Here is a 20,217-nt window from a genome sequence, read left to right as displayed (position 1 = left end):
ACTTGATACGTCGAAGCCAAGGCTTCTTATCCCAGCTTTATGCTGTGACTGACTTTGCATGTATACAGCTGGTTTTCTTGTTCTCCTGGTGGCTGAAATTCCGCAGTGGCTGGATTCCTTATGAGGAATCGTTGACGATCGAGGCCTATGCATTATGGAGTGTCGTCTACGCGTTGATCGTTGTTATGATCGGTTATTTATCCAGCTTTTACACGCCGAAGCGGAAGAAAAGATTTTCCTATGAATTGTTTACGGTTATTCAGATTTATACGGTCAGCTTGTTAATTTTGCTTAGCTTGCTGTTTATTTTCAAAGAGCTGAATGTGTCGCGTTCGTATTTGCTGCTGTATGTGGTCAACAGCATGCTGCTAGTCAGCTTCTACCGTTATGTGTTGAAGTTTTCACTCAAGCGTTTGCGGCAGAAGGGCTATAACAAGCAGTTTATTCTGATCCTCGGCGCGGGGACGCTAGGTAAAAACTTTTACCACAATTTGCTGCAGCATCCGGAGCTTGGTTATGAGGTCGTTGGCTTTCTGGACGACTACCAGGAGAAGCATGAGCCGGGGTTTGAGGCTTATAGCCGCATTATCGGACGTGTGGATGAGCTTGAGCGGGTGCTGGAGAAAGAGCTGGTTGATGAGGTCATCATCGCGCTGCCGCTGACGGCGCATGGCAAGTATGGGCGAATCATTAACACATGCGAGAAAGCGGGAGTCAAGACGCTGATTATTCCCGATTACTTTGATTTTCTGCCTTCGCGGCCGTATTTCGATAACTTTGCCGGGATGCCGCTCATCAATGTCCGGGATATTCCGCTGGATGAGCTGCGAAACCGTTTCTTCAAGCGGGTGTTCGATATAGCGTTTTCGCTGGCCGCTATTTTTCTGACATCGCCTGTGCTGATTTTGATTGCGATCGGAATCAAGCTGACGTCGCCGGGGCCGGTGATTTTCAAGCAGGAGCGTGTCGGGCTGAACAGACGGCATTTCATGATGTATAAGTTCCGTTCTATGCGCGTACAGAGCGCCGGTGCTTCGGATACGAAATGGACGACGGAAAATGATCCGCGCAAGACGAAGTTTGGCTCTTTTCTGCGCAAGACGAGTCTGGATGAGCTGCCCCAGTTTTTTAATGTGTTATTCGGGCACATGAGTGTAGTCGGGCCTCGGCCTGAACGGCCGTATTTCGTCGATCAGTTCAAGGAGGAAATTCCGAAGTACATGGTGAAGCATCATATTCGTCCAGGCATTACCGGCTGGGCCCAGTCGAATGGATTGCGTGGCGATACGTCGATCGAGGACCGGATCAAGTACGACATTTTCTATATTGAAAATTGGACGTTCTTATTCGATATCCGCATTATTTGGAAAACGATCATCAACGGCTTCATTAATAAAAATGCGTACTAACTCCTATAACCTCACCGTTATAGGAGTTTTTAGCTGCTGCCCCAACCTTGTCTGCATAATCGAACAACCCCCCACATAGACATGTTAGCAAAGGCAAATTGATCATGGCGTGGAGGGATGAAGGCTATGCGGCGGTTCAAATGGGCGGTGGCTCTGGTATTGGGTCTGAGCTTGGTGCTTTCGGGATGCGGCTTGATGGGTAAAAAGGATGCAGGTTCAGTCGTGAAGGAGCTCGATAGCGTAGTCGACAAGCTGAGCAGCTATCACGCGGAGGGGCGGATGACGCTGAACACCGGCACTGAGCCTCAAGAGTATGCGGTTGAAGTATGTTTTATGGCGGAGTCGTATTATCGGATTTCCTTGACCAATGCAAAAAAGGACATTACTCAAATCGTACTGCGTAATGACGACGGGGTGTTTGTACTGACGCCGCACTTGAACAAAAGCTTCCGCTTTCAGAGCGATTGGCCGGAAAATCAGGGACAGGCGTATTTGTACCAGTCTTTGGTGCAGAGCATCCTGCAGGACAACGAGCGGCAGTTTACGAAGGATGAAAACTCTTACGTATTTGACGTGGTCGCCAATTACCAGAACGGCTCGCTGGCCAGGCAGAAGGTATGGCTAGACAAGAAAAGCTATGCGCCGCAGCATGTAGAGGTCGCGGACGCCAGCAATAATGTGATGGTCATTGTAAAGTTCGACAAATTTGAGTTCGGCACGAAATTCGACAAGGATCAATTTGATATGCAGCGAAATATGACGGGCTCCAGCATGCAGACGCTGCCGACAGTCGGGCATCAGCACGGAGCAGCGGATAAAGCGAAGGCCGGACAAGGCTCCGCCGGAGCCAAGGACGCGACCGCAACCGGGCAGTCGGCGACGGGCAGCCAGTCGGCAGCTGGCAAGCAAACGACGGCAGCTGCTGACAAGGCGGCGAATGGAGCATCCGGAGCCGTTGGCGGCGGGCAATCTGCGGCGGGTCAAAGCCAAGGCCAAGGCGGCAAGGTCGAAGGGAAGGCACCGGCCGCTGCGGACGCTTCCCGATCTGCGGCTAAGGCAAGCGGACTCTCTTTCGGCATTATTGAGCCGAGTTATATGCCTAGCGGCGTTAAGAAGCAGGATATGACGGAAATTCAGCTTGGTCAGGATAAAGCGGTGATGCTCCGCTACTCAGGCGCCTACAACTACTCGCTGGTCGAATCGCGGCCTAAGGAAAAGACCGTTTCGATCCTGCCAGGCGATATTCTTGATCTTGGATTTACGCTTGGTGTAGTGACGGGGGACGCCAAGAAGACGTTGACCTGGACCTATGATGGCGTGGAGTTCCGTTTATCGACAGGTGACTTGCCGGAGACGGAGATGATCAAGGTCGCACAGGCTGTACAAGGCGAAATGGGCAAATAAACGCATAAAGCAGGCAAACGGGCCTCGCAGTTCTTTCAGGAGCTGTGAGGCCAGCTTTTTTGTGAAAAAGTCGGTTTCATCACGGGGATGTGGCAGAGGGCCGTGGCGGTTTTCTGTAACAGAGCTGCTTTCATGCCGGGGGATGTGACCGAGAGCCGTGACGGTTTCCGTGTGCTGGTCTGCGCAAACGTGCCTGATGCCATGACCCGGCCGTCAGGAAGCTGTCGGTTGACAGCCCCAGAGGGGCGGATTAACATGGGGATATTGGTTTTTTTAAGCAAAGCAATTTTAATGAGGCAGAAGAAGGTGGAGCAAGTGGATTCGTTTTACCGGTCGACGCGCGTCGAAATTTCACTGGATGCGCTGCGCCATAATTTGGAGTCGTTCCGCAGGGCATTGCCCGAAACGGTACGGATGATGGCTGTGGTCAAGGCCGATGCTTATGGACACGGTGCAGTGGAGGTTTGCCGGGAGGCGCTGGACGACGGCGTTGAATATATAGCGGTAGCGTTTTTGGATGAGGGGCTGGAGCTGCGCAGAGCAGGGATTACGGCGCCGATTCTGGTGCTCGGGTATACGCCGCCGGAAGGACTGTTAACCGCCTGGCAGCATCATATTGCGTTAAATGTTTATACGGAAGCGGTGCTGGAGGCTTGGGAGCGCGAGGCTCCGCCGGAGGCGCAGACGCGGCCGCTCCAGATTCATATTAAGATCGACTCCGGCATGAACCGGCTGGGGATCAGCGAGGCGCAGGAGGCGGTGCGCTTCATCGACCGCGCGCTGCACACCGCAGGCGTCGAGGTTGAAGGTTTGTTTACCCATTACGCTTGTGCCGACGAGGCGGATAAAAGCCATACGCGCGGGCAATATGACCGCTTTGTCGAGGTCGTGCGGCATTTCCGCGACCGGGGGATTGAATTCCCTCTCGTCCATGCGGGCAATAGCGCCGCGGCGATTGATTTGCCGGACCTGACCTTTAATATGGTGCGCCTCGGGATCGCGATGTATGGCCTGTATCCGTCGGAGGAGGTCAACAAGTCGCTGATTGAGCTGCAGCCGGTGCTGAGCATCAAGACAGGTGTCGTGATGGTCAAGCAGGTGCCGCAGGGCGAAGGGATCAGTTACGGAGCGATTTACCGGACAGACAGCGAGCAAACGATCGCTACGCTGCCAATCGGGTACGCGGACGGCTTCTCGCGGATGCTGACGGGGAAAGCAGAGGCGCTGCTGCGGGGACAGCGGGTGCCGGTGGTTGGAAGAATTTGCATGGACCAATGTATGTTGAATGTGAGCGGATTTGCCGATATAGCTATGGAAGAGGAAGTTGTCATTTTAGGCAGGCAAGGCGCCGAGCAGATTACGGCCGAAGAGCACGCAGGCTGGCTGGGCACGGTTAATTATGAAATTGTATGTATGATTTCACATCGGGTTCCCCGCGTGTATATCAAGCATGGCCAAGTGATGCGCTCGGTCAATCCGCTGCTGCGCCACCTGTGGGAGCCGGAGCAATAAAGCCGCAGATCATGCTTACGACGCGAAGCCGCCGGGCCACTCGGGCTGCCGAGCAGGCTGAAAACATGAGCATACGAGCGGGGCAGCTGCGTCTGGGAGGAATTTCCACCGCTTTTTTCCCGGCGCTTGAGAGGAATTCCTTGATTTGCCGCGAATATGTAAGAGTAGCATACGCGGAAGATCACGTACGGTATAGCATAATGGATATACCGGAAGCATATATTGATCTTGTATATTTTAACTGGAAGCTTGTTATACTGGAAATAAGCTCTTTGTATGTCTCTTGGGGGTGCATGAATAGGTGGCCAATGCTCATAACACGAAGCGCATCATGATCAGCTTGCCCGACTATTTGCTGGAAGAGGTCGACTATCTGGTTGAGAAGGAGAACTCGAACCGCAGCGAGTTTATCCGTCAGGCGATGAAGTTGTACCTTGGCGAGCGGAAGAAACGGCATTTGCGAGAGTCGATGCAGCGCGGGTACATGGAGATGGCAAAGATCAATCTTAATATGGCCTCGGAAGCCTTTCAGGCGGAAGAAGAAGCGGATCTTACGCTTGACCGTCTCGTAAGCGGGGTGTAGCCCTTGATTGTCAAGCGTGGAGATGTTTTTTTTGCCGATCTCTCACCGGTTGTCGGCTCGGAGCAGGGGGGAATTCGCCCGGTGCTCATTATTCAGAATGATATTGGCAACCGCTTTAGCCCTACGGTCATTGTGGCGGCCATTACGGCGCAGATTCAGAAGGCCAAGCTTCCGACGCATGTGGAGATTGACGCGGAAGCGCATGGATTCGATCGGGATTCCGTCATTTTGCTGGAGCAAATACGGACGATCGACAAGCAGCGTCTGACGGATAAAATTACGCATTTGGATGACGACACGATGCGCAAGGTTGATGATGCTTTGCAGATTAGCGTTGGACTGATCGAGTTTTGAGGATGCGGCTAATGAGCGGGGGTCCGATACCCCCGTTTTTTTGTGCCCGGAAGGAGACGGATGAATGGCGAAGGAACAGGTGGAGCAAGGCCGCGGACCGGCAGCGGAAGGGGCAGTGCCGATCGAGCTGACCGATGAGATGAAGGCGGCGATCCAGCAGCGGATCGTGAAGCAGATTGGGGCCGAGCTGCAAATTGGCGGCGGACGGGTAGCGACGACGGTGGGGCTGCTGGACGAAGGGAATACGATTCCATTTATCGCCAGATACCGTAAGGAAATGACGGGGGAGCTGGACGAAAATCAGCTGCGCGACATTGAGGAGCGGCTGACTTACCTGCGCAACCTGGAGAACCGCAAGCTTGAGGTGATACGTCTGATCGATGAGCAAGGCAAGCTGACGGGCGAGCTGCGCGTGTCGATTGAGCAGGCGGGCAAGCTGCAGGAGGTCGAGGATCTGTACCGTCCGTACCGGCAAAAGCGTAAAACCCGCGCCAGTATGGCGAAGGAAAAAGGGCTTGAGCCGCTTGCGCAATGGCTGCTGTCCCAGCCGGGGCAAGGCGCTCCGCTGACCGAGGCCGCGCGGTATATCGACGAAGCGAAGGGTGTCCAGACGGCAGAGGAAGCGCTGCAGGGAGCGATGGATATCGTAGCCGAGCAGGTAGCGGACGACGCCAAGATCCGCGCTTGGGCGCGGCGTTATACCTTCGAGCAGGCGGTGCTGCGAACCGAAGCGCGCAAGGCCGGCGAGGAGTCCGTCTACGAAATGTATTACAGCTACCAGGAGCCGGTGCGCAAGCTGCCTCCTCATCGGATATTGGCGATTAACCGCGGAGAACGCGAGGATGTGCTGAAGGTGTCGCTGGACGTGCCTGTGGAGCGCATTCATGACTTTATCGGCAAGCAGCTGATCAAGCGGCCGTCGGTAACACGCGATACGCTGACGGCTGTCATTGAGGATGCGTACAAGCGTCTGCTGGCGCCCTCCATCGAACGCGAGGTACGGGGGGAGATGACGGAGAAGGCGGAGGAGAAGGCCATTCAGGTTTTTGCTGAAAATCTGCGCAATCTGCTGCTCCAGCCGCCGGTAAAAGGCAAGGTGGTGCTCGGTGTTGACCCCGCGTACCGGACCGGCTGCAAGCTGGCCGTCATCGACGATACCGGTAAAATGCTCGAAATCGCCGTGACGTATCCGACGCCGCCGAACAACAAGGTTGCGGAGGCGAAGGCGGTGTTCAAGCGGCTGATTGACGCCTACGGCGCGGAGCTGATCGTCATCGGCAACGGGACGGCGTCGCGGGAGACGGAGCAATTTGTGGCCGAGCTGATCGGCGAGCTGAAGGCGCGCAAGCTGGCATACCTGATTGTCAACGAGGCGGGGGCGAGCGTATATTCGGCGTCGAAGCTGGCGCAGGCCGAGTTTCCCGATCTGGATGTATCCGAGCGCAGCGCGATTTCGATCGCCCGCCGTCTGCAGGACCCGTTGGCCGAGCTGGTGAAAATTGAACCGAAGGCGATCGGCGTCGGCCAATACCAGCATGACGTCGCGCAGAAGCGGCTGGAGGAAAGCTTGACCTTTGTCGTCGAGTCGGCGGTTAACCATGTCGGCGTTGATGTGAATACAGCGTCGGCTTCGCTGCTGTCTTATGTGTCCGGGATCAACGGGACGCTAGCGAAAAATATCGTCAAATTCCGCGACGAAAACGGCAAATTTGCCAGCCGGACACAGCTGCAGAAGGTGCCGCGGCTCGGCGCCAAGGCGTTCGAGCAATGTGTCGGCTTTCTGCGTATTCCGGGCAGCAGTAATCCGCTGGACAATACGCCGATTCATCCGGAATCGTATGCGGTGGTGGACAAGCTGTTTCGCGAGCAGAAACTGGAGCTGGCCAAGCTGGGCAGCGAGGAGCTGAAAGCGGCGCTGCAGCGGCTGGAGCCGGAACGGCTGGCGGAGAAGCTGGATGTGGGCGTGCCGACGCTGCGCGACATTCTCGCTTCGCTGCTGCGGCCGGGCCGGGACCCGCGGGAGGAGCTGGAGGCGCCGTTGTTCCGTACGGATGTGCTGCAATTAGAGGATCTGACGCCAGGCATGGAGCTGAAAGGTACGGTACGCAATGTTATTGATTTTGGAGCCTTCGTTGATATCGGGATTAAAAATGACGGACTTGTTCATATTTCGCAGCTGAGCAATTCCTACGTCAAGCATCCGATGGATGTGGTGTCGGTCGGCGACGTGGTGACGGTGTGGGTGCTGAATGTAGATGCGAAAAAAGGCCGCGTCGGACTGACGATGAAGAAGCCGGGGCAGCAGCCGTAAGGTTGGAAGAAGCAGGAGCAGTGGTGGTAAGGCTGAAGTGGCTTGGCGCAGCAGATGTATAGTTGAAAATCAAATAGAGCCTAGTCGCAAGGACTACGCTCTATTTGGCCTTGCCGGTGGCATTCGGACTGCCCGCCCGTCAAAGCTGAGAATGGGGCGTCGCGGACTCCGGCTCCTCATCGGACTTGCGGGTGCGGTAGAAATACCAGCAATCATTAAGCAGGCGGATTTGCCGCCGGTTTTTGTTGTAGAAGGCACGCATCAATTGGTTGCAAAGCCATTGTGGCACGTCGATCAGCCCTTTCCCTCTAGCTGCTATTTGTACAGCATATGGGCGAAGGGCGGAGGCGGTGCAGGTCCGTGTGATCAGGCGAGCTCTTCTTCCTCTTCGTACCATTGCTCCAGTTGGGCTTGCAGGGCGCGAATTTCCGTCAGCAGCGAAATCAGCGGATATTGCTTCTCCTGCGCCTGCAGCACGGCAAACGCTTGCTCCAGCTTGTTGATATACGCGAGTCCTTGCTGCAGCTCGTAGCCGGGATGCACTAGCTCCAGCGCCTGGAATTCGGCGATAAAATAAGGCAAAGCCGGTACGCCCGGAACCGTTAGCTTGTCCAGCTCCTTGTGCAAGCGCTGGTTCAGCGCGGCGAGCTGGTACATGTGGGTGGCAGGCATTTCGACAAATTCCAGCTGGTCCTGATGCTGCAGCAATGCGAATTTCGTATGGGACATGAAAAATGTCTCTCCTTTCAGTTCGGAAGCGAATAAAAACGTGTCGTGCGGGTAAGATTCCTACTTGACAGTGTAGCCCAACCTGCGGTTACAATTCAAGTGAGAAACCTAGAGAGAAGAGAGCTTAGGGGTGGGAATATGGAGCATGAATGATCGGCAGCTGCAGCAATGGGTGGAGCAAATATCGCTGTCGTCGTTTGGACGTCCGTTTGAGCATCAGGCCAGGTTCAATAAGCGATTGCGGTCGACGGGAGGCCGCTACTTTACGGGCAGTCACGATATTGAGATCAGCTGGCTGCAATTTGAGCAGTTCGGCAAGCAGGATGTCGAAAAAATTATCAAGCACGAACTGTGCCATTATCATCTGCATATTATGGGGCATGGTTATCAGCATCGGGACGATGACTTCAAAAAGCTTCTGGTGCTGGTCGGCGGCACCCGCTATTGTAAGTCGCTTCCGGCCGCTTTGCAGCGGAAGGAGCCTTACCGTTACAAGCTTGTTTGCGTAGCTTGCGCCATGGAATATTTGCGGAAACGAAAAACAGACCCGCGTCGTTTCTTATGCGGACAATGCAAAGGCAAACTGCGCTTGGAAGAGCTTGACTTGGATTCTCATTCATGATAAATTAAAAAATGTCCTTCCCTGATAGCTCAGTTGGTAGAGCACTCGACTGTTAATCGAGTTGTCACAGGTTCGAGTCCTGTTCGGGGAGCCAATGTTTTGGAGAGATACCCAAGTGGCTCAAGGGGACCCTCTGCTAAGGGGTTAGACTGCGTAAGTGGTGCGAGGGTTCGAATCCCTCTCTCTCCGTAAATAAAGGAACCGCCTTCGGGCGGTTTTTTTATTTACGGACAAGGGAGAGGGATTCGAACCCGAGAAGAGGGGGCGTCGAAGCGCGGACGCAGCGCTACAGCCACTTTTTCCACTTGAAAATAAGCCACATCGCGGCCGACGTGCCGATCAGCACGATCCACACATACAGATACCCCCAATGCCAGCGAATTTCCGGCATATTCTCGAAGTTCATTCCGTACAGGCCGACGATAAAGGTCAGGGGTAAAAAGATGCAGCTAATGATCGTCAGCGTCTTCATAATTTCGTTCATCCGGTCCGACTTCATGCCCATTTGCAGCTCCAGCAGACTGATCAGCGACTCCCGGAACGTGTCGATCGCATCGACCACATGGGAAATATGATCATAGATATCGACAAAATAAACGTCGGACTCTTCATGCATATAAGGGAAGCTCTGGTGACTGATGGCGCCCAGCACATTTTTCTCTTCAAGGATGATGCGGCGCAGCTGATGCAGCGTTCGTTTGAGTGTAAACACCTCGCGGGACACCTGCAGATACGGATTGTCGAAAATTGTTTGCTCCAGCCGGTCCATGCGGTCCTCAACCTGATCAATGATGTTGGTGTAATCATCCACAAACCGGTCCAGCAGCCGGTACAACAACGCTCCGGGCGCAGCCCAGTTAGGCCTTGCCTGCAGAAGGTAACGATGAAGCTCTTCGATCACCGGCAGCTTTTCCCTGCACACCGTAATGACGTAGTTTTTGCCGATAACGATGGCGATTTCAGTCGTATGCAGATGCTCGTCCTTGACCGGGAAAAAGGTGATGAAAATATGATCTTCATACCGGTCCATCTTCGGCCGCTGATTCAGATGAATACAATCCTCAATCACGAGAGGATGGCAGTGAAACAGTTCTCCGAGCACATGCTCGATTTCAGCCGGAGGGGCATTTTCCAGATGAGCCCATACCGTTTCGCCGCTGCGCGGGGTACGCAAAGGCTGCTCGGTCGTCTGGCGGTCAGAGGCCGTAAAGGTCAACATAAGGACACCTCGGTGCGCTGTAAAAGTAAATGCTATGTTTTCATCTTAGCATACGCGGAGAACGGTTTGCTAAGGAGACGTTGTCTTCTGTATCCAGCGGGAGCTGCCTGCTGTTAAATTTCCGTTCATGATGATTCGAAGCTGGCGTTTCGGGGGAAGCTAACGAACAGTCCGAATCAAGAAGGGAGATTTTCGTTATGCAGCAAACGAAGCAGCTCGAAGAACAAATTGCAGACATCCTCGCGGCCAATCGCGTATGCTCGTTCGGCACGGTGGACGGGCAAAAGCCGAAGGTCCGGTACATGGCTTTGTTTCATGAAGGCTTGACGTTGTACTTGGCTACGAATTCTAAAACCGATAAGGTGGATGAGCTGCGGAGCAACCCAAACGTGCATGTACTGGTCGGGTATGACGGGAAGCCTTCCGGGGATATTTTGCAGATCGCCGCGACCGCTGAGGTTTGCAAAGAAGACGGGCTGAGGGAGCGGCTGTGGAATGATTCCTTCAAGGAGTGGTTCAAGGGACCGCATGATCCCGAATATGCTATTTTGAAGCTGACTCCGCAGCGCATCGAATATAACGGGAAAGATCAGGAGCCGCGCGTCTGGCAGCACTAAGGCAACCCAGTAACCGCAACTGAAGGAACGAGGCGCAACGCCAGGGCAATGACGTGTCCTGTCGCCGACTCGTTCCTGCTTTACAATTTCTTCAATAGCAAGTATAATAAATCACATATGAGTCGTTTATGCGCGGTTGTGGTGGAATGGCAGACACGCTATCTTGAGGGGGTAGTGGGCGTACGCTCGTGGAGGTTCGAGTCCTCTCAACCGCATACAGAAAAGAGCTTGTCCCGGGTTCAGGGGCAGGCTTTTTTCTTTACGGAGCGAGGGGCTTGGCGTATAGTGGAAATAGACGGACAGCTCGGCCGGGCTGCTCCTCAGACTCCAGCGAATGAAGGTGATTTTCTTGCAAATTCAAGCAGCTTTGAATGCGACAGCCAGTACGGATGCGCTGAAGCAGGCGGTCGGATTGGCTATGCTGAGCAAGGTGAAGGATACGCAGGCTGCGCAAGCCGCGACTCTTTTGCAGGACTTTGCCGCCGCTCAGCCTGCGCATTTGGGTAATCATGTCGACCTTCGCGCCTAGCTTGCCAGCCAGGCCATTCGATGCAGAGCGGGCCTGACCGGGGCCAGATGACGCGGAGAAGCAGCTTATACAGCCATTAGTCAGCATTTCCGCAGCAGCCTGCCCGAAAGACATGCGCCGTTTGGCGTTTGCTTGGGGCAGGCTTTTTCTTGGATTCAAGCGGCGTTTCGTAACGAAACCAGTTTATTTTAGGGAGGGAACCATCCATGTCAGAGAAGATGGAGCAGGATCGGCGGTCCAGACGGAGGCCGCTCATTATCGGCCATCGCGGAGCGGCGGGCGAAGCGCCGGAAAATACGCTGGCTTCTTTTCGGCTGGCACAAGAGCAGGGAGCGGATGCGGTAGAGCTGGACATTCATGAATCAGCGGATGGCCGGCTGATCGTCTGCCATGACCCTACGGTTGACCGGACGACCAATGGCAGCGGATGGGTCGGGCAGCTGACGGTAGAGCAGCTTCAAGGTCTGGATGCGGGCGGCTGGTATGGCGAGCGGTTTGCCGGTGAGCGTCTGCCGCTGCTGGACGAAGTATTTGCCCAGACGCCTCCTGCGATGATGATTAACGTGGAAGTGAAATGCGGCTACAGCCCGCGTCTGGCGGCAGAGCTGCAGCGTCTGCTGCTGGCGTACGGCCGTCGGGACAGCGTTGTCGTCTCTTCCTTTGCCCATAAGACGCTGCATCGGCTGCAGCAGGACATCCCGTGGCTGCGGGTCGGGCTGCTGTACGTGGGCGGATTTATAAACCATGCCCGCCTGGCTGAGCTGTCCGGTATGAACGTCTATTCCTTGCATCCGCATTACCAGAGCATGGATGCCGGGGACGTGGAGCTGGCGGTAAGCGGCGGGCTGCGCGTGTATCCGTACACGATCAATGACCCGGAGCATTTGCGGCAGGCGATAGCGAACGGATTTTCCGGGATTATTACCGATTATCCGGCCAGACTGCGCGAGCTGCTTACAACGGAAGTGGACGGAAGATCGTTCGACTGAAGCGAACGTATTTTCCGTAAACAGGTAATAAATCGCTCGTTACTGTCCGATATAGAAAGAGATGGGAGGTAGAAATCAGTGATGAACAAGACGCCGCGGACATGGCTACGCCGAATCGCGCTGACGATGTCAGCGGTTGTAGGACTGTCTGTCCTTGCGATTCAGCCGCTGCAAGCCGCAAGCCGCTACAGCGATGTGACCTCAAGCTATGTATGGGCAACCAGCTCGATTGATGTGATGACCACCAAGCAGATTATAACCGGCTATCCGGATGGGCTTTTCCGCCCGGATCAGGCGATCAGCAAGGCAGAATGGACCGCTATGGTCTACCGGTTATTTGACACGTACAGGCCGAATACGAAGGCGCTGGAGCTGGATAAAATCAGCTACTTCGCCGATGTGCCCAAAGAGCATTGGGCCTATGCGCCGATTAGCGCAATCTATGACGCTAACTTCCGCATCGGCGGTTTTGGCGTGGACCAGGAGGGCCAGCTTGCGTTCCAGCCGGATAAGGAGCTGTCCAGACTGGAGCTGGCGCAAATGCTGTACGCGATGTTCGGCGGCAAGCTGATCAGCGCAGATCGGCTGAGCGGCAATGACGCGTGTGCGGCGATTTTACAATTAAAGGACATGCCGGCCAGTCTGCTGGAGGATTTGTCGGCGTACAGCTTCGCCAAATCAGACGGACGTTATGACAGCAGCGGCTGGATGCGGGCGGGCGATCCAACCGTATACAAGACGTTGATGATCGGCCAAGGGGCCAGCGACTGCAAGCTTGGGGACGATCTGATGTCCAACGTGCAGGCCAAGGGGCTTGCCGGCTTGAAGGCCAACGGTATTATGTCTCCGACCGAGAAAGGCTTGTTCCGTCCGCGCGACCCGGTGACGCGAGCAGAGGCGGTTGTTATTTTGGACCGGATCTATCATTTTCTGAAAAGCAGCAATTGGCTTTCCTTCTATTCGACGGTGGAGCTGGACCCGAAGACCGGTACAACCACGACGGGCGGCTCTGCAGGCAGCCCGGTGTTGACGCCGCCTTCGGGCTCAACCTCAGGCGGTATCCAGGTTCCGCCGGGAGCTCAAGGCTGGACCGACAAGTCTAATGTGAACGCCCGCGATTTTTTCGATGACCAGGGCCAATTAACGAAAAATATTGCGACAAACGGCGATCTTGAAGCCGCGGTGCAGCCGCAGGGCAACCGGTACTTGACCGTCGATTTCAAGGCCAAGGAAGGCGTCGATCTGTATATCGTCGTGGACGGCAACATTTCCTTCGTGAAAAAAGAGGAGTTTCCGGTCACCCTGTCGGTTAGCGGCGTGTCGGTGGTTGGCTTCCGTTCCCAGCTGCGCGACCCGGCGATGAAAAAGCATGGCGATTACAATGTGACGCTGTCGATCAAGCTGGGCAACCAGGAGCCGGAAGCAAAGAAGAAAAAGTAAGCGGGCAAGGCGGATGGCGCTTGCTCGGCACACAGAAGCACGCAGCCGTCTTGCGGAAAATCAGTTGTTCCGCTTGCCAAGCCAAAAAGCCACCGTTTCCCGTTGTACCGGGGCTCGGTGGCTTCTTCGCGGGCAGGCGCGGACACGACGCGCTTAGTTCATCAAATGCTTGTAAGGCGAGTAATCAATGTCCTTCTTGTCCAGAAACGTAACAAGGCTTTTGTAATCCCGCTTCGGCGTCGCCAAAATATAGCCCTTAATACAAAGGTCGCGTGTGACGGCGGGAGCGTTCTCCTCCAGAGCAAGCTGGCCGATGCGGGCGGCGATGGAATGCTTGGCAATATCCCGAAACGGCGTCGGAACCGGCTCGACCAGGATGTCGAGGAACGCCTTTGCTTCCTCCGTCCACAGATGGCGGGAAGCCTCTACGTAGTGGTTCTGCCAGTCGAGCTTGGACTTGCCGTCCTCCATTGGCAGCACCTTGAAAAATTTGCGGAACATAAAGTAGCCGCCCACGCACATAGCAAACAACAGCACAAATACCCAAAACATAATAAACCACATAAACCCCTCGTGCGGGGCGCTGCTCGCTGCATAGAACATGTCAGGTGTCACCTCGCTTTCATTATACCTTAAATGAGGCTGCAGGAAAATGCGGCCAAGCCGGTAAAAGGGAAATTCCTTTTCTAGATTTATTGCTGCATTCCTAGTAAGATATGAGGTAGCTGCAAGCTCGAAGATAGCCAGAAAAGGGAGTGAAAGCGACATGACTCGGATAGGCTCACACGTTTCGTTTTCAGATAAAGGATTGCTTAATGCGGCCAATGAAGCTGTCAGCTATGGCTCAGGCACATTTATGATTTATACGGGCGCTCCGCAAAATACTCGCCGCAAGCCGATCGAGGAGCAATATTTGGAAGAGGGCCGCGCGGTCATGGCCGAGCATGGCATCGGCGAAATTATCGTGCATGCGCCTTATATTATTAATCTGGGCTCCTACAAGGAGGATACCTTCGAGCTGGCCGTGCGCTTTCTGCAGGAGGAGATACGCCGCACGGAATATCTTGGCGTGAAGCAGATCGTGCTGCATCCCGGCGCTTATACGGATAAAGATGCCGAATACGGCATCGCCCGGATCGCGGCGGGGCTGAACGAGGTGCTTGAAGGCGTGAAGGACACGGGCGTACACATCGCGCTGGAAACGATGGCAGGCAAAGGGACGGAAATTGGCCGCAGCTTCGAGGAGCTGGCCGCTATCATCGAGAAGGTCGAGCGCAATGACCGTCTGACCGTCTGCATGGATACCTGCCACATTCATGATGCCGGTTACGATATCGTCAACGATCTGGACGGCGTGCTGGAGCAGTTCGACCGCATCGTTGGCCTGAACCGGCTGGCCGTCGTTCATATGAACGACAGTAAAAACGCGCGCGGCGCGGCGAAGGACCGCCATGCCCCGGTCGGAGCCGGCTGGCTCGGCTTTCAGACGATGCATAACATCGTCAATCATGAGAAGCTGCAGCATCTGCCGTTTATTTTGGAGACGCCGTGGATCGGCAAGGATTCAACCTCGCAGCATCCGATGTATGAAGCGGAAATTGCACTGCTCAGCGGCACGGTACAGCAGCGCTTCGGCGAAGGCTTCCTGAGCGATGTCGAGAAGCTGGCGCATTTCTTCAAGAAGCAGGAGCTGGACCCGCGACAATTTGTGCTGACCACCTGGGAGCTGCTGAAAAATGATCCGAAGGCGAAAAAAGCGGATGGCCGCGAGCCGATGGAGCGGCTGTACGATTTGATTGCCGCCGAGGCATTGTTCCCCGAGCTCAGCGAGCAGCAGGTCAACCACCGGTTGACCGCCTGGTTTGCTGGCGAGCAGCTGTTTGCTGCGGTTTGAGCCGGCATACGGCATAAGATGATAAGCTCGGTATGAAATGGTCGAATAAAAGGAGAAGAACAGACTCATGGTCCCCAAACTGACAAAACCAAAAAGCAATCCACTAACCAACCGGGCGAGAATGCTCGTTTCGTGCCCGGACAAGCCGGGGATCGTCGCTGCGGTATCCCGCTTTTTATATGATTACGGCGCAAACATTATCCAGTCTGACCAATATACGATGGAGCCTGCGGAGGGCGGATTGTTTTTCATCCGGATCGAATTTGATCTGGAGGATCTGGACAACCGACGCCAGCAGCTGAAGGCGGATTTCTCCAAAATTGCCGAATCGTTTGAGATGCAATGGAGCATTACCCGCGCAAGCCGCAAGAAGCGGCTGGCCATCCTCGTTTCGAAGGAGGATCATTGCTTGCTGGAGCTGCTGTGGCACTGGCAGTCTGGCGACCTGGACGCCGAGATCGCGATGGTCATCAGCAATCATAACGATATGCGGGAGCTGGTGGAGCAGCTCGGTATTCCGTACCACCACATTCCGGTTACCGCAGATACGAAGGCCGAAGCGGAGCGCCGCCAGCTGGAACTGGTCGAGGGCCAGGTGGATGCAATCATTTTGGCCCGGTATATGCAAATTATTTCGCCGAAATTCATTGAGTATTTCCCGAACCGGATTATCAATATTCATCATTCGTTCCTGCCGGCCTTCGTGGGCGGCAAGCCGTATGCGCAGGCGCATAACCGCGGTGTGAAAATTATCGGAGCGACCGCGCATTATGTCACGGAGGAGCTGGACGGCGGGCCGATTATCGAGCAGGACGTGCAGCGTGTGAGTCACCGCGACAATGTCGATGATCTCAAGCGGATCGGCCGCCATATTGAACGGACGGTGCTTGCTAAGGCTGTCAACTGGCATGTGGAGGACCGCGTGATCGTCCATCAGAACAAGACCGTTGTGTTCAGCTAACAAGGCGGAGGCGAATCCTCCGGCTTCCGGCTGCGGAAAGGCCCCGATCTCTGTGTCAGGAGACGGGGCCTGTTTCGTCATTAGGGGCGACAACTCGCAATAGCCAGCGGCAAGTCCACCTTGTGTGTGCGGCATCGCAGAAGAGACGGGGCCGGGAGCTGCCGCGCTCCCGGTTATTCCGCTTTTTCTTTCGGAAAAAGGCTGGAGGAGAAGGCTGGATCATGGGGGACCGAATGTACGACCGTTTTGTTTTTACCGGTGCGCTTGGCGACATAAAGGGACGCATCCGCTCCCTTGAACAGCAGTTCCTTGCCTTTGCCCTTCACATAGTCCTGCAGTCCGACGCTGATCGTGGCCGACTTGGAATCAAGCTCCGGGTGAATGGTCATAAACAGACGGTGACGAATGAGCTCGGTGAGCCGGTATGCTTCTTCCAGCGTCTTTTCCGTAAAAATAACCGCAAATTCTTCACCGCCGTAACGGGCCACGAAGTCGTTGGGGGTGACCGTTTCCTTGATGATTGCGGCTACCCGCATCAGCACGATGTCGCCGATCCAGTGGCCGTACGTATCGTTGATCCGTTTGAAGTTGTCGATATCCAGAATCGCAAGCTGCAGCGACAGCTGGTTCAAGTCGCTTTGCTCAATCAGCTTCTCCAGGTACGCATGGAAGGTTTTATGGTTGTACAGCTCCGTCAGCGCGTCGGTCTTGGAGAGCGTGTCCATAATGATGTTTTTGACCAGCAGCTCCTGCTTGGCTTCGGTTGTGTGCTTGAGATTGTTCAACAGCTCGATGCCGCTGCTCGCAATAGCCAGTGCAATGACGGTTGTGCCTGCGTACAGAAACAAAATACTGATCATGTGAACGGGCTGCATCGTCAGACGAAGCGGGGCGCTGTACATGTACAGCGAGGCGAAGCAGACCAGCACGAGGAGGAAAACGCCGATAATTCTTCGTTTATTAAAGGCGAGCATGGACGTCAGAATAGGAAAAATAAAGATGGCGGGAACGATGCCGATCGTCGGATTCATCAGAATGATGGACGCAGCGTATAAAATCCCCATCAGAATCAGCAGCCAGTCGCTTTGTACATTACGGTAGCAGTACAGAAGATCGACCAGTCCGGTCAACAGGGAGAGCAGGAAGGCTTGCCAGATCAGCGACGGCCAAATATGAGAGATGTCCGCCTGAAGGTGCCAGCGCTGTATGCAAAATTCAAGAATAACCGTCAGCATAATCGTTATCCAGTACAGATTCAGCATATTGCGGTAGGTGTGGCGCGTATTGGCCAACTGCAGCAATGTTGGATTCATAGATCGACTCCCGTCTATGTCTCTAGTGCCCGGGGCACAAGTTGTTCTTGGAAATCATGCCTATTCCAGTAGTCTTCTATAACCCTATTTCGACAATCAGGCACTAATTCCTTTGCTTTACATAATTAAATTTAGTTAACTAAATCCGCCCATCAATCCGGCGCTTCCCATGGCTTTGGCTGATTGTTCGGATACTCTTGGATTGGATATGGCAAACTGTTAAAGAGAGTGGTACAATTAAAAATATTTGTAATGCCTGCTTTATCACTTCGCAGCAGGAAAATATAGATTGAGTGGGAGGATATTTATTCATGACTGTGCTTAACAAGACGATTGATCAACTGTCGGTGGACACGATTCGTACGCTGTCGATTGACGCGATTGAGAAAGCCAAATCCGGCCATCCAGGCATGCCGATGGGCGCCGCGCCGATGGGCTACGAGCTGTTTGCCAAGCTGATGAAGCATAACCCTGACGCTCCGACATGGATCAACCGTGACCGGTTTGTACTGTCTGCCGGACATGGCTCGATGCTTTTATATAGCCTGCTTCACCTGTCGGGTTACGACTTGCCGATGGACGAGCTGAAAAACTTCCGCCAATGGGGCAGCAAAACGCCTGGTCATCCGGAAGTCGGACATACGGCGGGTGTAGACGCAACGACAGGCCCGCTTGGACAAGGCATCGGGATGGCCGTAGGTATGGCGATGGCTGAAGCTCACCTGGGCGCTGTTTACAATCGTGAGAACTTCTCGGTGATTGACCACTATACATATGCCATTTGCGGCGACGGAGACCTGATGGAGGGGCTTTCCTCCGAGGCGGCTTCGCTGGCAGGCCATCTGAAGCTCGGCAAGCTGATCGTCTTGTACGATTCAAACGATATTTCCCTCGACGGCGAGCTGAACCTCAGCTTCTCCGAAAACGTGATGGAACGCTTCCAAGGCTACGGCTGGCAAGTGCTTCGCGTGGAAGAGGGCAATGATCTTGACGCGATTCATAAAGCGGTTCTGGAAGCGCAAGCCGACTTCCGTCCGACGCTGATCGAAGTGAAAACGGTCATCGGCTTCGGCAGCCCGAACAAAGCGGGCAAGGGCGGTCATGCAGGTCCTCACGGTTCCCCGCTGGGCGTGGATGAGGTTTCGTTGACCAAGCAAGCCTACGGCTGGGACGAAAACCAGCATTTCTATGTGCCTGAAGCGGTTCAAGCGCATTTTGCTGAAATCAAGCGCCGCAACATCGACCGTTTCGAAGGCTGGAACGATCTGGTGAAAGCTTATGGCGAAGCGCATCCGGAGCTGGCGAAGCAGCTGGAAGCCGCGATCAACGGCGAGCTGCCTGAAGGCTGGGATTCCCTGATTCCGGCTGATGTCCCTGCGGACAAAGGAACGCGGACGGCGTCCGGGATCGTACTGAACGCCATTGCACAGCAGGTTCCTTTCCTCGTCGGCGGTTCGGCTGACCTGGAGTCGTCCACAATGACGCATATGAAGGGTCTGGGCGTCATGACGGCCAAGGACTACAGCGGCCAAAACATTTATTACGGCGTGCGCGAGTTCGGTATGGGCGCGGCGGTTAACGGCATGCTGCTGCATGGCGGTCTGAAAGTGTTCGGCGGCACGTTCTTCGTGTTCTCCGATTATCTGCGTCCGGCCATCCGTCTGGCCTCCATTATGGACGTGCCGGCGATCTACGTCTTCACGCATGACAGCATCGGCGTCGGCGAAGACGGCCCGACGCATGAGCCGATCGAGCAGCTCGCAGCGCTGCGCGTTATTCCGGGCGTTACCGTTATTCGTCCTGCAGACGGTGCAGAGACGGTTGGCGCATGGCGTTATGCGGTTGCCAACAAAAAAGGCCCGGTTGCGCTTATTTTCTCCCGCCAGGCAGCAGCGGCGCTTCCAGGCTCCGCGCAAGGCGAAGTGGAGCGCGGCGCTTATGTGGTGGCTGACGCCGCTGACGGCAAGCCGCAAGCGCAAATTATTGCGACAGGTACAGAAGTCCAATTGGCTATTGCCGCTCAACAGCAGCTGGCTGAGCAAGGCATTGCTGTGCGCGTGATCAGCATGCCGAGCTGGGAGTTGTTTGACCGTCAGGAGCAGGCGTACAAGGATTCCGTTATTCTTCCTGAGGTTAAAGCTCGTCTGGCTGTCGAAATGGGTCATCCGTTCGGCTGGGATCGTTATGTCGGCGACCAAGGCAGCATCCTTGCGATCGATAAGTTCGGAGCATCCGCGCCAGGGCCGGTCGTCATTCGCGAGTATGGCTTCACGGTTGAAAACGTCGTAGACCGCGTCAAACAACTGCTCAAGTAAAAGGAGAAACGAGCCG

The 20,217-nt window shown here is 54.8% G+C and carries 19 protein-coding genes and 3 tRNA genes; 17 read left to right on the top strand and 5 right to left on the bottom strand.

The window, feature by feature from the left end; all coding sequences use genetic code 11:
* The first annotated feature begins 2 nt into the window (after positions 1–2).
* From AC6ROY_RS07340 to AC6ROY_RS07315, 6 genes are all read left to right on the top strand, one after another.
* Positions 3–1,409, top strand: coding sequence for an undecaprenyl-phosphate glucose phosphotransferase (locus tag AC6ROY_RS07340; RefSeq protein ID WP_500099531.1), 1,407 nt, complete (start codon positions 3–5; stop codon positions 1,407–1,409).
* A 126-nt stretch (positions 1,410–1,535) separates the two neighbouring features.
* On the top strand, positions 1,536–2,813 hold the full coding sequence (locus tag AC6ROY_RS07335; RefSeq protein WP_500099530.1) for an outer membrane lipoprotein-sorting protein: 1,278 nt from the start codon (positions 1,536–1,538) through the stop codon (positions 2,811–2,813).
* Between the two features lie 315 nt (positions 2,814–3,128).
* Positions 3,129–4,325 carry an alanine racemase gene (gene alr / locus AC6ROY_RS07330; protein WP_500099598.1) on the top strand — a complete coding sequence of 399 codons (1,197 nt, stop codon included), beginning with the start codon at positions 3,129–3,131 and terminating at the stop codon, positions 4,323–4,325.
* A gap of 301 nt (positions 4,326–4,626) precedes the next feature.
* Positions 4,627–4,908: a CopG family ribbon-helix-helix protein gene (locus tag AC6ROY_RS07325; RefSeq protein ID WP_500099529.1), complete on the top strand. Its 282-nt coding sequence runs from the start codon at positions 4,627–4,629 to the stop codon at positions 4,906–4,908.
* 3 nt (positions 4,909–4,911) lie between these two features.
* A complete protein-coding gene (locus tag AC6ROY_RS07320) occupies positions 4,912–5,262 on the top strand; it encodes a type II toxin-antitoxin system PemK/MazF family toxin (RefSeq protein ID WP_500099528.1) in 351 nt (116 codons plus the stop codon).
* 64 nt (positions 5,263–5,326) lie between these two features.
* A complete protein-coding gene (locus tag AC6ROY_RS07315; RefSeq protein ID WP_500099527.1) occupies positions 5,327–7,573 on the top strand; it encodes a Tex family protein in 2,247 nt (748 codons plus the stop codon).
* A 139-nt stretch (positions 7,574–7,712) separates the two neighbouring features.
* Here AC6ROY_RS07315 and cmpA read toward each other — a convergent pair whose 3' ends face one another.
* Positions 7,713–7,862, bottom strand: a complete 150-nt coding sequence (cmpA, locus tag AC6ROY_RS07310; RefSeq protein WP_500099526.1) for a cortex morphogenetic protein CmpA — start codon at positions 7,860–7,862, stop codon at positions 7,713–7,715.
* A gap of 77 nt (positions 7,863–7,939) precedes the next feature.
* On the bottom strand, positions 7,940–8,302 hold the full coding sequence (locus AC6ROY_RS07305; protein WP_500099524.1) for a hydrolase/acyltransferase: 363 nt from the start codon (positions 8,300–8,302) through the stop codon (positions 7,940–7,942).
* A 145-nt stretch (positions 8,303–8,447) separates the two neighbouring features.
* Between AC6ROY_RS07305 and AC6ROY_RS07300 the strand changes: the two genes are divergently transcribed.
* From AC6ROY_RS07300 to AC6ROY_RS07290, 3 genes are all read left to right on the top strand, one after another.
* Complete coding sequence (locus AC6ROY_RS07300) at positions 8,448–8,924, top strand: SprT family protein (protein ID WP_500099522.1); 477 nt, start codon at positions 8,448–8,450, stop codon at positions 8,922–8,924.
* Positions 8,925–8,942: 18 nt separating this feature from the next.
* A tRNA-Asn gene (locus AC6ROY_RS07295) sits at positions 8,943–9,018 on the top strand.
* Between the two features lie 7 nt (positions 9,019–9,025).
* Positions 9,026–9,113, top strand: a tRNA-Ser gene (locus tag AC6ROY_RS07290).
* 97 nt (positions 9,114–9,210) lie between these two features.
* Here the strand turns inward: AC6ROY_RS07290 and corA are convergent.
* Positions 9,211–10,143 carry a magnesium/cobalt transporter CorA gene (corA, locus tag AC6ROY_RS07285; RefSeq protein ID WP_500099521.1) on the bottom strand — a complete coding sequence of 311 codons (933 nt, stop codon included), beginning with the start codon at positions 10,141–10,143 and terminating at the stop codon, positions 9,211–9,213.
* Positions 10,144–10,340: 197 nt separating this feature from the next.
* Between corA and AC6ROY_RS07280 the strand changes: the two genes are divergently transcribed.
* The 5 genes from AC6ROY_RS07280 (at position 10,341) to AC6ROY_RS07260 (ending at position 13,718) form a co-directional block, all read left to right on the top strand.
* Positions 10,341–10,760 carry a pyridoxamine 5'-phosphate oxidase family protein gene (locus AC6ROY_RS07280; RefSeq protein ID WP_500099520.1) on the top strand — a complete coding sequence of 140 codons (420 nt, stop codon included), beginning with the start codon at positions 10,341–10,343 and terminating at the stop codon, positions 10,758–10,760.
* A gap of 132 nt (positions 10,761–10,892) precedes the next feature.
* Positions 10,893–10,975: transfer RNA gene (locus AC6ROY_RS07275), tRNA-Leu, on the top strand.
* A 134-nt stretch (positions 10,976–11,109) separates the two neighbouring features.
* The gene (locus tag AC6ROY_RS07270) at positions 11,110–11,289 is read left to right on the top strand and encodes a YjfB family protein (RefSeq protein WP_500099518.1); all 180 of its coding nucleotides are present in this window, start codon (positions 11,110–11,112) and stop codon (positions 11,287–11,289) included.
* Between the two features lie 206 nt (positions 11,290–11,495).
* Positions 11,496–12,278: a glycerophosphodiester phosphodiesterase gene (locus AC6ROY_RS07265; RefSeq protein WP_500099517.1), complete on the top strand. Its 783-nt coding sequence runs from the start codon at positions 11,496–11,498 to the stop codon at positions 12,276–12,278.
* Positions 12,279–12,359: 81 nt separating this feature from the next.
* A complete protein-coding gene (locus tag AC6ROY_RS07260) occupies positions 12,360–13,718 on the top strand; it encodes an S-layer homology domain-containing protein (protein WP_500099597.1) in 1,359 nt (452 codons plus the stop codon).
* Positions 13,719–13,871: 153 nt separating this feature from the next.
* Here AC6ROY_RS07260 and AC6ROY_RS07255 read toward each other — a convergent pair whose 3' ends face one another.
* A complete protein-coding gene (locus AC6ROY_RS07255) occupies positions 13,872–14,321 on the bottom strand; it encodes a DUF2621 domain-containing protein (protein ID WP_500099516.1) in 450 nt (149 codons plus the stop codon).
* 163 nt (positions 14,322–14,484) lie between these two features.
* Here AC6ROY_RS07255 and AC6ROY_RS07250 point away from each other — a divergent pair, with 163 nt between their 5' ends.
* Positions 14,485–15,612, top strand: coding sequence for a deoxyribonuclease IV (locus tag AC6ROY_RS07250; RefSeq protein ID WP_500099514.1), 1,128 nt, complete (start codon positions 14,485–14,487; stop codon positions 15,610–15,612).
* Between the two features lie 67 nt (positions 15,613–15,679).
* Positions 15,680–16,573, top strand: coding sequence for a formyltetrahydrofolate deformylase (gene purU / locus AC6ROY_RS07245; RefSeq protein WP_500099512.1), 894 nt, complete (start codon positions 15,680–15,682; stop codon positions 16,571–16,573).
* 173 nt (positions 16,574–16,746) lie between these two features.
* On the opposite strand, the gene AC6ROY_RS07240 is transcribed toward purU, so the two are convergent.
* Entirely contained in the window at positions 16,747–17,886 is a 1,140-nt protein-coding gene (locus tag AC6ROY_RS07240) for a GGDEF domain-containing protein (protein ID WP_500099511.1), read from the bottom strand.
* 311 nt (positions 17,887–18,197) lie between these two features.
* On the opposite strand from AC6ROY_RS07240, the gene tkt reads away from it, so the two are divergent.
* Positions 18,198–20,201, top strand: a complete 2,004-nt coding sequence (gene tkt, locus AC6ROY_RS07235; protein ID WP_500099509.1) for a transketolase — start codon at positions 18,198–18,200, stop codon at positions 20,199–20,201.
* Positions 20,202–20,217: the final 16 nt, after the last annotated feature.

Source organism: Paenibacillus sp. sg306046 (assembly GCF_059821225.1).
This window is presented reverse-complemented; position numbering and strand designations above follow the sequence as displayed.